Source organism: Peptococcaceae bacterium 1198_IL3148 (assembly GCA_036763105.1).
In the GTDB taxonomy this organism is placed as follows: domain Bacteria; phylum Bacillota; class Desulfotomaculia; order Desulfotomaculales; family Desulfohalotomaculaceae; genus JBAIYS01.
Map to the genome: position 1 here is coordinate 169,404 of JBAIYS010000004.1, position 16,106 is coordinate 185,509.

At 37.9% G+C, this 16,106-nt stretch carries 15 protein-coding genes and 1 pseudogene; 10 read left to right on the forward strand and 6 right to left on the reverse strand.

Annotation, left to right across the window (positions count from 1 at the left end; genetic code table 11):
• Nucleotides 1-114: 114 nt before the first annotated feature.
• From V6C27_06010 to V6C27_06020, 3 genes are all read left to right on the forward strand, one after another.
• Entirely contained in the window at nucleotides 115-606 is a 492-nt protein-coding gene (locus V6C27_06010; GenBank protein ID MEG6615983.1) for a hypothetical protein, read from the forward strand.
• Between the two features lie 32 nt (nucleotides 607-638).
• Complete coding sequence (locus tag V6C27_06015) at nucleotides 639-3,209, forward strand: hypothetical protein (protein MEG6615984.1); 2,571 nt, start codon at nucleotides 639-641, stop codon at nucleotides 3,207-3,209.
• A gap of 105 nt (nucleotides 3,210-3,314) precedes the next feature.
• A complete protein-coding gene (locus V6C27_06020; GenBank protein ID MEG6615985.1) occupies nucleotides 3,315-4,898 on the forward strand; it encodes a D-aminoacylase in 1,584 nt (527 codons plus the stop codon).
• A 95-nt stretch (nucleotides 4,899-4,993) separates the two neighbouring features.
• Here the strand turns inward: V6C27_06020 and V6C27_06025 are convergent, their stop codons facing one another.
• Both V6C27_06025 and V6C27_06030 read right to left on the reverse strand, forming a co-directional pair.
• A complete protein-coding gene (locus tag V6C27_06025) occupies nucleotides 4,994-6,514 on the reverse strand; it encodes a UDP-N-acetylmuramoyl-L-alanyl-D-glutamate--2,6-diaminopimelate ligase (protein ID MEG6615986.1) in 1,521 nt (506 codons plus the stop codon).
• Between the two features lie 102 nt (nucleotides 6,515-6,616).
• On the reverse strand, nucleotides 6,617-6,793 hold the full coding sequence (locus V6C27_06030) for a S1C family serine protease (protein ID MEG6615987.1): 177 nt from the start codon (nucleotides 6,791-6,793) through the stop codon (nucleotides 6,617-6,619).
• Between the two features lie 316 nt (nucleotides 6,794-7,109).
• On the opposite strand from V6C27_06030, the pseudogene V6C27_06035 reads away from it, so the two are divergent.
• From V6C27_06035 to V6C27_06060, 6 genes and pseudogenes are all read left to right on the forward strand, one after another.
• Nucleotides 7,110-7,656, forward strand: a pseudogene (locus tag V6C27_06035) (response regulator transcription factor).
• Nucleotides 7,653-9,389: a HAMP domain-containing sensor histidine kinase gene (locus V6C27_06040; GenBank protein ID MEG6615988.1), complete on the forward strand. Its 1,737-nt coding sequence runs from the start codon at nucleotides 7,653-7,655 to the stop codon at nucleotides 9,387-9,389. The pseudogene V6C27_06035 and the gene V6C27_06040 overlap by 4 nt, the downstream one beginning before the upstream one ends.
• Nucleotides 9,390-9,500: 111 nt before the next feature.
• Nucleotides 9,501-10,106 carry a GDSL-type esterase/lipase family protein gene (locus V6C27_06045; protein ID MEG6615989.1) on the forward strand — a complete coding sequence of 202 codons (606 nt, stop codon included), beginning with the start codon at nucleotides 9,501-9,503 and terminating at the stop codon, nucleotides 10,104-10,106.
• Between the two features lie 130 nt (nucleotides 10,107-10,236).
• Entirely contained in the window at nucleotides 10,237-10,563 is a 327-nt protein-coding gene (locus tag V6C27_06050) for a hypothetical protein (GenBank protein MEG6615990.1), read from the forward strand.
• Between the two features lie 14 nt (nucleotides 10,564-10,577).
• Nucleotides 10,578-10,862 carry a DHHW family protein gene (locus V6C27_06055; protein ID MEG6615991.1) on the forward strand — a complete coding sequence of 95 codons (285 nt, stop codon included), beginning with the start codon at nucleotides 10,578-10,580 and terminating at the stop codon, nucleotides 10,860-10,862.
• Entirely contained in the window at nucleotides 10,862-11,107 is a 246-nt protein-coding gene (locus tag V6C27_06060) for a DUF86 domain-containing protein (protein ID MEG6615992.1), read from the forward strand. Before V6C27_06055 ends, V6C27_06060 begins: the two co-directional genes overlap by 1 nt.
• A 417-nt stretch (nucleotides 11,108-11,524) precedes the next feature.
• On the opposite strand, the gene V6C27_06065 is transcribed toward V6C27_06060, so the two are convergent.
• The 3 genes from V6C27_06065 to norA form a co-directional block, all read right to left on the reverse strand.
• The gene (locus V6C27_06065) at nucleotides 11,525-12,064 is read right to left on the reverse strand and encodes a class I SAM-dependent methyltransferase (protein MEG6615993.1); all 540 of its coding nucleotides are present in this window, start codon (nucleotides 12,062-12,064) and stop codon (nucleotides 11,525-11,527) included.
• Nucleotides 12,013-12,189: a hypothetical protein gene (locus V6C27_06070; GenBank protein ID MEG6615994.1), complete on the reverse strand. Its 177-nt coding sequence runs from the start codon at nucleotides 12,187-12,189 to the stop codon at nucleotides 12,013-12,015. The genes V6C27_06065 and V6C27_06070 overlap by 52 nt, the downstream gene beginning before the upstream one ends.
• A gap of 467 nt (nucleotides 12,190-12,656) precedes the next feature.
• On the reverse strand, nucleotides 12,657-13,847 hold the full coding sequence (gene norA, locus V6C27_06075) for a multidrug efflux MFS transporter NorA (GenBank protein ID MEG6615995.1): 1,191 nt from the start codon (nucleotides 13,845-13,847) through the stop codon (nucleotides 12,657-12,659).
• A 117-nt stretch (nucleotides 13,848-13,964) separates the two neighbouring features.
• Between norA and V6C27_06080 the strand changes: the two genes are divergently transcribed.
• Nucleotides 13,965-14,816: a MerR family transcriptional regulator gene (locus V6C27_06080; protein ID MEG6615996.1), complete on the forward strand. Its 852-nt coding sequence runs from the start codon at nucleotides 13,965-13,967 to the stop codon at nucleotides 14,814-14,816.
• A 737-nt stretch (nucleotides 14,817-15,553) separates the two neighbouring features.
• Here the strand turns inward: V6C27_06080 and V6C27_06085 are convergent.
• A complete protein-coding gene (locus V6C27_06085; protein MEG6615997.1) occupies nucleotides 15,554-15,940 on the reverse strand; it encodes an HIT family protein in 387 nt (128 codons plus the stop codon).
• Nucleotides 15,941-16,106 lie beyond the last annotated feature (166 nt).

Below are 16,106 nucleotides of genomic sequence, written 5' to 3' on the forward strand. Positions count from 1 at the left end.
ATTGCCATGTTTAGCCGGGCTTTTTTACCTTTTCCGCTGAGAATTCATATAAAAGATGGTAAAATTATTATAAAATAACCTTATATTGAAGAATAAAAGAAGTGGGGAATGGGATTGAAACAAAAATTAATTGAAAAGAAAAAGTATACTTTCGAAGATCTTAACTCGTTAATTAATAATAGCGGGACAATCCTCTTACAAGATTTATTAGAAACAGATTTGAAAGATTGTCTCAGTACTATATTTGTTAACCATACCCTGGTTGTTCGGGATGTGGTGGACATCTCCTTTATTACTTATCAAGATAAAGCTGACTACCCATTTATTCATGGCATTGTGGATGTGTACGACCGTGTTCTGCGTGAAAATTTATATAACTCTAAAGAAGATACCAGTCCCAAATTTATTGCCAACGATCACCTTGCTGATATTGCCATTCGCTCCAATCTGGTGATTAATGTACTGGAATTAAATGTTTTAAATTTTATTCAACAGGATAATGGAAATACCTTAGCCCTTAAAAACAAATATCTTATTGAGTTGTATACCGATTGGCATACCCAAATGCACCATAAAGATAATGAATTTTTCAGGTTGTTTTTTTAACAGAGGTTTAAAAAGCAAAAAGGGGGACAAGCATGTTAGATAAATTACGCAAACTATTTAATTTAAGTGGTGGCTCTGATCAATGGGTGGATGCCAATGAAATATTTGATATTTTTTCCGGTAAAGTTGAGTTCCCAGACACAAATCAAAAAATACATAAAGTGGACAGGGGTGAACGTGAAGGTGCGTTATGCTTCTTATATAATTTAGTTTACAACATGGATTTAAGATTATCCCTTGAAGATATTTGTACATTAATAGCTGTGTATGGTAATAATCTCAGAACCATTGCCAATAAGAAAAAATTTATCAGTGGAGATAACAAACTTGACGTTAACAGCAGTGAGCGTAAGCTAATTGCATACCTTTTAGAGGAAATAATTTTACCTAACTACAAGTTCATTAAATCCATTAATGATAAAAGAAAGCAATTTGATCATTTAATGGAGATTAGAAAATGGACTTCGATGGTTTACTCCACTATCCACAATAAAGTATTAAAAACAAAGCCGGAGAAATTTAATATCACAGCATGTGTTGATGAAGCCTTTATCACTCGCATTGTTATCGTCACAGAAGAAAGTGATCAAAAAGACGAAATGACCTTTACTTGGCATCGAATAAACAGTGACGATGTTGATGATAAATTGGCGGAAATTAGTAAAACACTAGTTAAACAAAAACAAGGCCGGTCTGTTCAAAATAAAAATGAAGCCAAATATCAAGACTATTATGACAAAGCCCAGGAGTATGTTACCTTGGGGAAATATCAGCAAGCAGAAAAGCTGTTCAATAGAATTATTAACAGCAAAGAAACCTTTGGCTTTACAAGTGGCGCCTATGTAACGTTAGCAACGATTAAATTGAATAACAGTAATATTAATAATCAAAAAAATAAAGGGAAAATTGTCAAGCTATTAAACAAGGCCTTAGAAATTAACCCCAACAACACTATAGCACCGGCAGTTTTTGTCACCTTACATGTGGTAACGGGGGCATATGACCAAGCGCGGCATTGGTTGGGCAAATGTCACCATGAGAGAACCAGAGAGCAGTTGGAACAAAATTTAGAGCAGCTAAATCAGTTTTTTCAGTTTGCATTTTTACCCGGACTAGCAAACGACGTTGTAAACAATGATGATGCGATCGGTTTTTTTGAAGATGCATTGGCGCTCTTTCCAGATAACATTTTTGTGCGGCTAAATGCCGCTAAGCTGTACGCCAATAGGGAAGAAGAATATTTATTAAAGGCATACGATCTTTACAAGTCCTTAATCAATGATCTGCCAGATTTTTATTTAATCTATCAACTGATGGGAGATCTATGTGGTGCCGGTTATTTGGAACGTCCCAAAGAGCAGGAACAATACTACCTGAAAGCTTTAGAATTATTAGAGGAAGACAATTTGGATGCAGAATTACAGCAACAGCATCGGTTTGTGATAGAGGGCAACCTAATATCAGCTTGGTTGATGTTAGAAAAGTACCAACAAGTACTGGATTTAACAACCGAAAGAATCAAAAAAAATCCCAACAATACCGACATTCACAATCATGCGGCAGCTTTGTACTTTTTGGAAAGGTATCAGGAATCCATTGCCTATTGTCAGCGGGAGCTTTTTGTGGGGGAGGACGAATCAACTTACATATTGCTGGGTAAAAACTTTTATGCCCTTGAAGACTTCCCCAATGCCATCACAAGTTTGCGAAAAGCTTTAGCCTTTATTGACCAGGAACCCCTTGCTACCTATTATCAAGATGAAAACGACCGGGGACTACTTTCTTACGCCAAGGATAGTTGGCAAAGGAATAAGCTTAAAGAGATCTACACGCTGCTATTAATCAGCTATTATCGCCAAGAGGATTATCTCAATGCCAAAGCAATATGGAAACTTGCCAACTCAATATATAAACAGGACGAAACCATTAAAGCATGGGGTCACACCATAGACAGCATGCTTACAACAAAAAATCAGTTAGAGCTGGCCAATGAGCGATATGAAAAAATTAAAATGGAACTGGCCCAAGAAAAGGAAATGCAGGCCTCTAAACAGCAGATAGTTAGACAATGGGCATTGGAGTTAATGAAGATTCAAGGGGAAGGATCAGCAACAGAAAGTATAGATGATGCCGATTGGATAACCTTTGAGCAACAAATTAATGCAATCATAATAAAAATGCGCAAGGAAGTTAAAGACAAACAGGGCTATGGGGCAAGCAAAAAAGCCTTTACTCAGAAGTACCCTAAATTAGCTCATAAATCTATTGACTTTTTGACAACAGCCGAGTATTTGTACCAGCATAATAAAGATGCCCAAATTGATTTTGCTCCCATTATGGTAGAATTTTGCAAAGTGATAGAAAACGAACTGCGTATAGTATTAAAACAAAATAAACTGACCCTGGGCCAGGCCATTTACTTTATTGAAAACAATAAAGTTTACCCACTATTTAGCAGAATAGCTAGTTTTAAAGAAATTTACCTTTGTAGAAACGGCAGTGCCCATACCGGGGTCTCTACAAGAGAGAAAGTGGAAAGGATTAGGAAACTGATCACCGGTCCCGATGGCGCATTAAACATCATCTGTGAAATGAAAATATAATATTATATATTTTTCGCATAAATAAATATTAAAAATCAACAAATACTACTTAAGGACAGTGTATTTTCATAACCGTTGCGTATATGGCTATCGGAGGGGTACTTAATGAAATTATTGATCAAAAATGGTAAAATTGTTGATGGCACCGGTCAAAGGGCCTATCAAGGTAATGTTGCAATCGTTGGAGATAAAATTGTGGCGTTGGGTGAAGTGGACGATCTGGGATTTGACAATTTAATTGATGCCGAAGGACTTGTTGTGGCACCAGGTTTTATTGATACCCATAGCCATTCGGATTTAAAGATTTTAGTTGATCCCTTTGTAGAACCAAAGGTGCGACAAGGGGTGACAACGGAAATCTTAGGACAAGACGGAATTTCTATGGCTCCCTTGCCTAAAGAATATATTAGTCCCTGGCGGAAAAATTTGGCTGGCTTAGACGGAGATAGCGATGCCATAGATTGGACCTATGAAACCACCGCTGGCTATTTTAAGCTGTTGGAAAAATCCGGGGTAGGGCTGAATGTGGCATACTTAGTACCCCATGGCAATATCCGCATGGAAGCCTTAGGTTTAGGTAACAAGGACCCCAATGCCGCCGAATTACAAAAGATGAAGGATATCACCAGAAGAGAGTTGGAAGCGGGGGCGGCGGGGCTATCCACCGGCCTAATATATATGCCCTGCGCCTATGGTGAAACCAGCGAAGTTATTGAGATGTGTAAGGTTGTGGCCGAGTTTGACAGAGTTTTTGTCATTCACCAACGCAGTGAAGCCGATGATATTCTGGAATCGATGAAGGAAGTCATCAGTATTGGACGGGAATCGGGAGTTAAAGTCCATTTTTCTCATTTTAAAGTTTGTGGCAAAAAGAATTGGGATAAAATAGATCAGGTCATCGAATTGTTGGAGCAGGCTAAAGCTGAGGGAATTAGGGTATCCTTTGACCAATATCCCTATGTGGCCGGGAGCACCATGCTGGGGGTGATTCTACCTCCTTGGGCCCATGATGGCGGAACAGACAAGCTATTGGAGAGATTGCGAGATCCAGAGCTTAGAAAACGGATGATTAAAGACATTGAGTCGGGAATTCCTGGTTGGGATAACTTTGTGGAGTTTGCCGGCCTAGATCAAATTTTTGTAACCAGTGTCAAGACGAAGAAAAATGAAGATGTGATTGGTAAAAACTTAGTTGAAATTGGCAAACTTAGGGGAAAAGATCCCTATGAGGCCACATTTGATTTATTGCTTGAAGAGGAAAATGCGGTGGGGATGGTTGATTTCTATGGTCTCGAGGAGCATGTGTGCACTTTTTTGAAACGCCCGGAGCAAAATGTATGTACGGATGGTCTTTTGGCAGGAAAACCACATCCCCGGGTTTATGGCTCCTTTCCAAGGGTTTTAGGTAAATATGTGCGGGAAGACAAAACGTTGACATTGGAAGAAGCCATTAGAAAAATGACCTTAAAGCCGGCAGAAGTATTTCAGCTGAAAAATAGAGGGGCGTTGAAAGCAGGCTACTTCGCTGATATCGTTATTTTCAATCCGGATACTATCAGTGATAAAGGAACCTTTGTGGACCCTGCGCAATATCCTGTCGGCATTGAGTATGTGTTAGTCAACGGCCAAGTGGTTCTAAATAAAGGCACCCATACTAAAGTGGTGGCAGGTCAAGTATTAAGACAATAAGGAACCGGCCACAACAATTGCAAAGGCAAGGCAAATCCCCCCTTGGTTGATTCCGAATAGGGGGGATTTTTGTGCTAAAAGCAATTATACTTCCCCTAGCGATGGGGCCAAGCATAATTCCACACCATGTCCGGAGATGGTATGTAGAAACTTTCAGGAAGCTCGTCCAGTGCCTTGGTTACTATTTCCCTTTCATTAAAATACATCACATCGCTGCCGATGATTTGGCACTTTTCATGACCTTTGCCGGTAATTATTATTGTATCGTTTTCCTTACTGGTTAAAATTGCGTGTCTAATGGCCTCTGCTCGATCGAGGATTTCAATATAAGAATTGGCTTTTTTAAACCCTTTCTTAATTTCATTAATAATGTCCCGGGGTTGTTCTGAGCGGCAATTATCTGTAGTAAGTACACATAAGTCGCAATAACGCTCGGCAATTTCCCCCATTTTACATCTTTTAGTATGATCCCTTTCACCGACACAGCCAAATACAATTATTTTTCTTCCTTTAGCGAACTTGCTAATTGTACCCAATAATTTTTCAAAACCATCAGGGGTATGGGCGTAGTCAATAATAACGGTTCGGTTTTTATCTGACCGAATAACCTCAAATCTTCCCGGCACAGCGCTAACAGCCTCTAAGCCCGCTTTAATGTGTGCCAAGTCTATACCCAATGCGTAGCCACAGGTTGCTGCTGCTAGGCTGTTATAAATGTTATACATGCCGGGGATTTTTATCTGCACATTTATTTTCTCTTCGGGGGTATTAATGGTAAATGCACTGTATTTTTCATTAATAGTGATATCTTTAGCGGTAATGTCGGCATGGTGATTAATCCCATAGGTTAATAATTTCGCTTTGTTATTGGCTATTTCTTTAGCTAGTCTGTCTCCAAAGGGATCATCTATATTGACAATGTTAAAATTATTGGCTTTGTGAAACAATTGCTTTTTTGCATTGTAGTAGTTTTCCATATTGCCATGAAAGTCCAAATGTTCATGGGTTAAGTTGGTAAATATTGCTATATTAAAATCACAGTCATGGACCCGTGACAACTGTATAGAATGAGAAGAAACTTCCATAACACAGTCAGTGACACCCTGTTGGATCATAGATTTAAACATTTTTTGCAGTTCTAAAGATTCAGGGGTTGTGTGTGTGGTTGTATGGGAGTTACCATTAATAATTATTTCTACAGTACTTATTAATGAGTTCTTTCTTTTATCACTATCTAAAATTGATTTTGTAAAGTAAGCAGTTGTGGTTTTACCATTGGTACCAGTGATGCCGATTAATTCTAAATCTTGAGAAGGGTAGCCGTAGAAAGATGCTGCAAGGGCGCTCAATGCTGCCCGGGTATCCTTTACTTTGATAATGGTAATCCCTTCGGCAACATTTATGTCTTTACTGATTACAATGGTCTTTGCCCCTTTGGAAATGGCATCATTTATAAACCGATGTCCATCTACCTTGAATCCTTCCACTGCCACAAAGAGATAATTATTTCTCACTGAATTTGAGTTATAGGCGATGCCTTCAATGTTTATTTTAGTACTGCCCCTGATATCCGTTACCTCTAGGTTTTTAATAATGCTATCAAGTTCTATGTTGATTCTCCCCTTTCGGGTCCATTTAACAGATTATTAAACCTTTACCTAGTTTTTCACTGTAAGAAATAAATAATCCCCGGGGCTGGTTATTAAGTGCTATCTTTATTAGTGTGCTTCAATAAAGTTTTGTGCAAATTGATATATTTCTTGAGAAGGTACTGCCAGATTAAGATTTTGTCCATTATCAAAACCTGCAGTAATCAGGCCCACTAGGCGTCCAAACATATCAAGCAGCGCACCGCCAGAACTGCCATTGGAAATGGGAGCAGTGAACTGAATCATGGTTAAACTATTATATCACTATAAAATCCTCAAGAGGATGCTGGGTTGTTTTAAGTTTGACCTTTGGTGGCTTAGTAAACACTATCATAGACCATTCCTCCAAAGTAAAACAATTCATCTAATGTGATTATAGATAATTATTAAATCATTTTATCACAATAAAATCAGGGCTGGTCAACTTTTGTGTTGTCAAAATCACTTTATGGGAAGGAAAAGTGTATCACAAAGGCTTATAATGTTATAAGCGGACGCTACAGCATGCGGTGACTGATAGAGTTCATTAAGTTTGTATGGAAACCACAGGTGGAGGTATGGGATGTACAAAATATTGGTTGTTGAAGATGAAGATATTTTACGAGAAGTGATAATGGACTATTTAATTGAGGAAGGACATCAGGTATTAGAGGCTGCTGATGGAGAAAAAGCTTTAGAACTGTTTCAATTAAATGCTGTTGATTTAGTTATACTGGACATTGTTTTGCCAAAGGTTGATGGCTGGTCGGTATGCCGCAGAATAAGGAAAAATTCCAGTATTCCTATCATCATTTTAACCGCCCGTTCAGATGAGGATGATTCCCTGCTGGGGTATGACCTGGGAGCTGATGATTATCTGATCAAGCCATATAGTCCCCGGGTTCTAATGGCAAAGGTGAAACGGTTTCTGGAAAAATACTCAGGTACCGTGGATGGAATGCTGATATCAGCCGGGGGTATTGTTATAAATATGGGGATATGATTTTTATGGCGATGAAAAGACAGTGAATAGTCATATCAGAAACCTGCGTGCCAAGCTGGGCAGTAAAGGCAGCTGCATTGTTACGGTTATCCGTACAGGATATAAATTCACCGAGGAACAGCGATGAAAAAAAGTATAGTTTTTAAATGGTTTGTGCTGACAGCTTTATTATTCTCAACGATGTTTTTATTCATTGGCATCACGCAAAATTACTTTTTTGAGAAATATTATATTGATAAGAAAGCGGATGCTCTCCAACAGAATATGAACGAGTATTCAGATCTGGCAGCGAAAAAGGGAACGGAGGCCGCATCAGAAGAACTTTATAAAAATAACCATGTCTGGATTACAAAGCTGGATGAGTATGGACGTATTTGGAATGTGGAGAATTACTATATCGAAGTGAAGTTGAAGGATGAATCCCAGGGTAATTTGCAAATACCCATGTACTCCTTTGAAGGAAAATTTTTTTCTGATATACTCTCTTCATTAAAAGTCGGCGATGAGGTAATTATTGACACCGTTAATATAGCAGGTGAAAGGATACCTTATCAGATATCGACTGATTCGACGGGAGTTGTAAATTTAAACATTGCCAACAAGCTGCATGGGCGCAATGCCGATAAAGCTTATAGTCATCTGACAACTGGTCTATTCAGAGGGACGATAACCAAAACTGCATTTCCGGAACGAATGGAGTATATTGCCTTTCCTTACCAGGAACGTTATTTTTTGCAACAGGTAAAAGAATTTCAAGCCGGTCTGCTGGCTAATAATGCGAACCCTCTTCAGCGAACAGAAGAACTTAGTGCAACAGAAAATTTTGCCCAATATAAGATAATCATTAAACCGGTAGTTGAAAACGGGGTAACGAGATATATTTTTGCCATGACCTCTCTGCAGCCTGTGAATGAAGCAATAGCGGTTATACGGCAATTCTATCCTTACTTTTTTGGGCTTAGCCTTTTGTGTATTATAGTTTTGGCATTTATTTTTTCCAAGTGGCTGGCCAAGCCACTGCTATCCATCAACCGGATCACAGGGCAAATAGCGAACCTGGATTTTACCGAAAAACTGCCGGTGCGTTCTGAGGATGAAATTGGTCAGTTGTCCCAAAGTATCAATGAACTGTCCAGCCGGATAGAAGCGTATATTGGTAAGTTGAAGCAGGATCTTGATAAAGAGAAACAGTTGGAAAATACACGGAAGGAATTTATTGCCGGGGTATCCCATGAATTGAAAACGCCCCTGGCGGTGATGAAAAGTTGTCTATCTATTTTAAAAGACGGCATTGCAGCTGAAAAAAGAGACCATTACTTTCAGGCAATGGAAGATGAAATAGAGCGGATGGACTTGCTGGTTGTTAATATGCTGGATCTAGCTAAGTTCCAATCCGGTACCTATAAGCCTGAAATGGCTCCTTTTGAAATAGATAAAGTGATTACCGAAGTATGCTGGTCACTGGCTGAGCAAATACAGCAGAAAAATCTCTCGCTTACATTGAACCTTTGTACTCTAAGGGTAGTGGGGCATAAAGGGCTAATCAGTCGCGTGATTACTAATTTTCTGAGTAATGCAATTTGGCATGCAAACAATGGACATGCCATTGTAGTTGCTGTAAAAGGCAACGGGCAGACAGCAGAAACCAGCGTAGAAAATCAGGGAAAGCCGATATCAGAAACAGACCGGGGAAAGATATGGGACCAATTCTACCGTGTGGAGGCGATGACATCCAAAGCTGGTACCGGTTTGGGACTTTCTATATCCAAGGAAATACTGGAACTTCACCAAGCGGCTTATGGTGTGGAAAATACTAAAGATGGCGTCTGCTTTTTCTTTTCACTGCCGGTACAGTCATAAAGCATAGAAAAGCTATGAAGGAAACTTCATGGCTTTTTTATTTTATCTGCACCTGTTCTGCATTTTGTTGCTGTAATATCTGTGTATCAAATAAAGAAAAGAGGTATTTTTATGAGAATACTAGTGATGTGTTTGCTGATAGGCATTCTTCTGCTTGGTACGACTGCCTGCGGAAATACAACTGCTGAAGAAGATGTTACAACTGAGTTTGAGAACAGTGTATTTGTGGGAGATTCCATTACCGCAGGTTTTGCAGTTAATGAAATCCTGCCGGAAGAACGTGTAATAGCCGGGGCAGGAGCCACCGCTGGGTTTATTTATGATGACGTTGATGATTTGGTTGCCAAGAACCCTGATAACGTCTTTATCATGTTGGGCTCATTGGATGTCCTCATGCCTGTGGATAATCCTAAAGAATTATTCAGAAATGATTTAGCGAAACTGGTTGACAAAATAAAGGAAGAGTTGCCAGACAGTAAAATATATCTGCAATCCATAACACCTGTGACACAGGGGGCTTTAGATCAGTACCCTCGCTATAAAGAAATAGGGGAATATAATGAGATTATAAAGGAACTAGCGGACCAATTGTCAGTTAATTATGTAGACATTGGAGTATTGGTAAATGAAAACACCGATTTATTTGCTGAAGATGGAGTTCATTTCAAGAAAGAATTTTACCACTTGTGGCTGAATAAACTTTCTAAATCATTATAACGACTTAATTCGTTAGAGCAGAGGGACATATGGTTTTCAGTAGCTTGTTTTTTACATTTGCTTTTCTGCCGCTCACAATAATTCTCTATTATTTGTTAGCAAAGCATTTGAGAAATATCATATCTATTTATTGCTGCTGGTTGTTATAGGCTGGGTGTTTTTTGAATTTACCAACCTGGCGGATGGGTTGAGTTTTCTGCGGGTCATGTTTGGAGTGGAAGGCAACGGGTTTATTGATAACCAAGCAATTGGGCAGCTAAAAACCTATGCCGTTTTATATATTGTTTGTATCATCGCCGCTTCATCTTGGCCGAACAAATTGGCATTATCATTTAAAAGGGTGCATGGCAATATTTACAGAGTAGCAGTAAACGTGTACTATTGTGTACTATTGTTTTTTTCAACTGCATATATGGTTGGTGCAACCTACAACCCATTTATATATTTTAGATTTTAACCTGGGGGATTGATATGCGGATAAATGATAATAGGAACTTTGCTATGATACAGAATATCGTGGGTCTGTTACCCATTTTATTTATACTTACTATGTTTGTATTGCATCTTGCCCTACCGGATAAAACTTTTTCGCAACAGGAGCGACGTTACTTAGCACAACGGCCTGTTTTTCGGATTGAAGAAGTATTAAATGGCAGTTATGCGACTAAGGTTGAATCATACTTTTCAGATCAGTTCCCCTTTCGAAACTTTTGGGTTGATATTCAGGAAGGCACCGATCAAGAGACAATGCCTTGATGCCTTGTTTTGCAGGGTACTTTTATTTTATTACAAACACATGCATTGATTTAGCTATGCACATGGTGGCCGAGAACAAATTAGGTATTCCACATTTGGCCAAGAAATTAAAAGCAATGGTTGGTTTTCGCAACATTGCTGTTCATGACTACCAGAAACTTAATCTAGACATTATCCAGAAAATAATTAAAGATCATTTGGTAGATTTTAAAAAATTTGCCACAGCAATGTTACGTCAGGTTTAAATGGTTGAACTGTGCCTTAATCAGCACAGTTCAACCATTATAAACTTATTTAACCACCTCAAAAACCTCATCCATGCTTTTTTCTCCCGATTGAACCCTTCTATTGGTGTGTAATCAATACCCAACATGGTCTATAAGCAGATTGTTCACAGTGTTTTGCTGAATTTGGCAAATAAACATAATAACAACCCTACCAAGTTATGGATGATGGTTGCATCTGACAAATTTAAATTTGAGTGGTACGATATATTAGACAACGGTGGTACCGTTGAGTTTAACCAAGGAAATGTACGCAGAAATTTTAAAGTGGCTAAAAAAGGTGATTTAGTACTATGTTACCGTGGTGGCACAGGTGAAAAAGGCTTTGTTGGCTTAGCAGAAATTAAATCTGAGTACAATGAAAAGAAAGATGTAATTTTAGTTAAGGGCCTGCGCAAATTTAAAAAAGTAATTCCTTATGATACCATCAAAAACATTTATTTGCTGATGTTCAATAACTTCATCAAAACCTGCTTCTTTAATAATTTCCGGGAGTAATCCTTTTACATTGTCAGAAGTATTGGCAAAACCATCAAAGAATTGGATGGGTAAAAACATTCCCCGCATAAAGATATTGCTTGCTTTACCAAAGTCGGCGATATGCAGTTCTCCACCAACCTTTAATATCCTATATATTTCTTCTAACGCCTTTACCTTTTGGCTTCTAGTCAAATGATGAAACACAAGGCTGGATAATACTTTGTCGAACATTTCATTATTATAGGGCAGGGTAATACCATCATAGGTATTTAAAAATATTTCATAGTCACTATTTTTCACTTTGTTTTGAGCAATTTCAAGTATTTTGGGGTCAATGTCCACGCCGTAAGTGATAGCCTGTGGAACTTCTTTTTTTGTCATTATCGTTAACGTACCGGTACCGCAGCCAAAATCAAGAATAGTATCAGTATCTTTAATATCAGCTTGGAGTAATAAAGCTTGCTTAAGTTTTTTTCCGACTTTGTAAGCTTCATTAGAGGGTCAAATAAACGGGTAAGCCAGTCAAATTTCAATGCTGGGATAAATCCTGCATTTTTTTTCATATTTAAATCTCCTCGTAAAATATATCATACCTATCAACAAGGTTTCCTAAAGCCTCAGATATTATGTTGGTAAGGATAAAAGTAATAGATCAAAAATAATTGAAGGTGAGAATGAGGCTCTTATTCGACACGGCATCGCAGCTGAAGCGGTAATGCGCTATTTTGCTGCAGAAGCGGGAGAAGATGCAGAATATTGAGGTGCCGTTGGCCTTTTGCATGATGTAGACTATGAAATGTATCCAGATGTCACTGCAAAAAAGCGCCTGAATTATTAAAGGCGGCAGGTTATGACGATGCATTTATATATTCAGTCATTAGCCATGGACACGGCTTGGTAGTAGATGCAGAACCAAAACTGTACATGGAAAAGTTCTTTATACAATAGATGAGGATTATAACTCTTAATTCAAAAAGGTTGAACTGTGCATTAATGAGCACAGTTCAACTATCACACTTCTCTTGCTTGTTTAACTTGCTACACTAACCTTCACTTCTTTAATAGGCGCTGCTTGCTTCTTCCAGAATAAAGTTAAAATAACCCCTAAAGCTAATACTACAGTTGCAAAATAGTAAGGATAATTAATATCTATATCAAATAATATCCCCCCAACAATTGGTCCGCTAATGTTCGCTAAACTTGTAAACATAGAATTCATTCCACCAACAAAACCTTGTTCATTCTTAGCGATATTCGAAAGATAAGTAGTAACAGCTGGTCGGAATAAATCGAAACCTACAAAAACCACAAAAGTAACCAGTAAAATAGAGAAATATGAATGAACAACGGTCATTAGAAAGACAAGTATTGCCGATAAAAATAAGCTGTACCGAATCAGTTTAATTTCACCCCAAATTTTGGTTAACCTATCAAAAAGTATAACTTGTGCAACTGCACCAACAATTGCACCACCTGTAATAACAATTGCTATATCCGCTGGTGTAAATTTAAATTTGTGGTCCACAAATAAACTAAAGAACGATTCAAAAGCGGCCAAACCAAAGGAGGCAATAAAGATTAAAATAAAGGCAACAAAATATTTGGGTTCAATAACACGTCTGAAACCATTCTTGCCTTCTGCGGATTGTTCAATCTCTTCTATTGCACGATCTGGCTCAGATATATAAATAATAGTTAGTATTGCAGCTATTGTGCCAAGTGCACCTGCAAAGAAGAATGGTGTACGTGTGCCAAATTCCGCTAAAAACCCACCGATACCTGGGCCAATAATAAATCCTGTACTAATTGCAGCTGACATATAACCCAGTGCTTTAGGGCGAGTTTCTAAGGTTGTAACATCTGCAATAAAAGCAGTAACTCCCGGCATAATAAAGGCAGCACTTACTCCCCCTAAAATACGAGAAATAAATAATACTTCGATTTCTTTGCCAAGTCCAAATAATAATTCTGATAGACCAAAAATAAATAAACCAAGTACAATCATAATCTTTCTACCCAATCTATCCACAGCCTTCCCGGCAAATGGCGAAACAACCAATTGCGCAATGGCAAAGGCAGCTGTTAGATAACCAACTGTCTTTCCGTTTATTCCTAATTCATTCATCAGCGTAGGTAAGACTGGAATGACAAGAGCAATTCCCAAAAAGGCTATAAATAAATTCAATAATAATAATCTTAAAGTAATTTTATTAGTCTTCAATTTATAGATTCTCCTTAACAAAACAAGTTACTAAAACTAAATTATTAGCTTGATTTCTTTACAGCTTTTATCCTAGTATATATAGTAACTATATAGTCAAGGGCGGTGCTGTAAAAAATGAATGAAAAAAATGTAAAGTATTTAACCACAGGTGAATTTGCCAAGCTTTGCAAAGTTAACAAACAGACACTCTTTTATTACGATCAAATTGGTCTGTTGTCTCCGGTATTTAAAAATGAAAAAGGGTACCGCTTTTATTCTATCAATCAAATAGAGTTATTATATGTTATTGATTTATTAAAAGATCTTGGTATGTCGCTAAGTGATATTAAACAATACACGCAAAATAAATCTCCTGAAAGTTTCTTAACTTTAATGTACCAGAAAAAAGAAGAGATTGTGAAAAAACGCCAGGAAATTGAAATGAAAGAAAAACTTATTGAGACAAAAATAGCATTAATGGAAAAAGCCTCGCAACTTGACTTTAATCGAATTACGCTTGAACATTTACCAGAAGCCACACTATATTTAAGCAGAAACATTGAAAATATTACTGATGAAGAATTTGTAGAAGTTCTTTCAGAATTTATTGATGAATTGAACGAATCGCAGCTTGATACAGGATACCCTATAGGCGGTATAATAAAACGAGAGCAAATTTTAAAGGGCGAATTCTCTAAATATAGCTACTTATACATTGAACAACCACATCCCAAGGACGGATATCCATATTTCCAGGCTGTAAAGGGTGATTTTCTCATTGGATATCATATTGGGGATGATACATCAATACACAATACATATAAGAGACTTTTATCAGAGATGGAACCTTTAGACTTAGCCTTAGGGGATTATGTTTTTGAAGAGTATATTTATGATACCGTTGTAAAGAATCAAAAGGAGCACCACGTTACCAAAATTATGATACAGGTAATTGGAAATAACTACCAAAAAAATTCTCATTTATAATACTTAACTTTCCATATTATGGGGTGAATTTTTTAATATTGTTTTTTAGCCACTAACCCCCAGCGTGCCGGTCCCATCGGCGTGTCGAACATTTGCCAATCCACAGTCACAACCCTGCCACAGCCTAGGGACAAAAAATCAACTGTTAGTTGAAATTAATAGATTTTGGAACAACCAGCGTTCAATGGATTCCCATAATGATAAACCCGAACAAAGGCAAAAGCATTTCGAAAAATATAAACGGCAAACATGCATTGGCGGAATAAATGCACATCTGGTCTTTGTAGAAAAGCCTTTTATTAAGGTAGCGCCGGACTGGCAAAGAAATGAGCTCTTCTATATGTCTGGCGACTTGGCCAGATATTACCATGATTGGGAAATTACTCTGTGCGAGGAACGAATTATTGATTGTAATTCGGCTAATATACCGCACAAACATGCAGTGAATTATATTATTGCAAAGAGAATTAATTAGTTGATGTTCACAACTTTTTGTATTTGTTATGGACTATCTTTAACAATTTTATATGTGTTGGTGACAGGAGTGTGCCAAAACCAACTCCTGTTGCCAACATATACCACATTTATTTACTGTTACCTAACCACCTTCTCCAAAATCCCCCCATCCTGAAAGCCACCACGTTTCAGCTCTTTTTTGAAACGAATATTATCAATATCCTCCAAACTAAGATTATGCAGGTTCGCAGCCAAGGCACGCACAACATCTAAAATATCTCTTATTCTCCTTCAGCAGCGTAGGGTACAACGCTCTTTTTAATTTTTCTGATGCCACCCCTGGGGTCGGCGACGTCGCCTTTAAACCTTGGTATTAAACGATAGCGTAAGTGGAATATAGTTTGTCCACCTGCCCAGCCGACATTCACCTCGATGTTGTAGCCATCGGGGTTAAATTTTTCAGCCAGTACTTCTTTAGCCTTAAACAGCAACTGGTTGATAGCTGCCAGCTCTTCTTTGTTGGCATCAAAAAGTGTTTCTATGTGTCTTTTTGGCACTATTAGAACATGACCGTAGTTAATTGGAAATTTATCGTAAAAAGCTCTGGCGAGTTTGTTTTCGGCTATAATTTCAGTTTCCGGGGGATGGCAAAAGATACAATCGGTCAATGGTTATTCCTCCTCTGCATATTTATGTTAAACTTATTAACTAGTTATACTTAATCTATCCAGATACCTTTTTTGCTTTACTAATCACCTGATCATTTTAAAGGAACATATAAACATATGTAGAACACAAATGTAAGTCAAATACAAACTGAAGCGGGTAACAGGA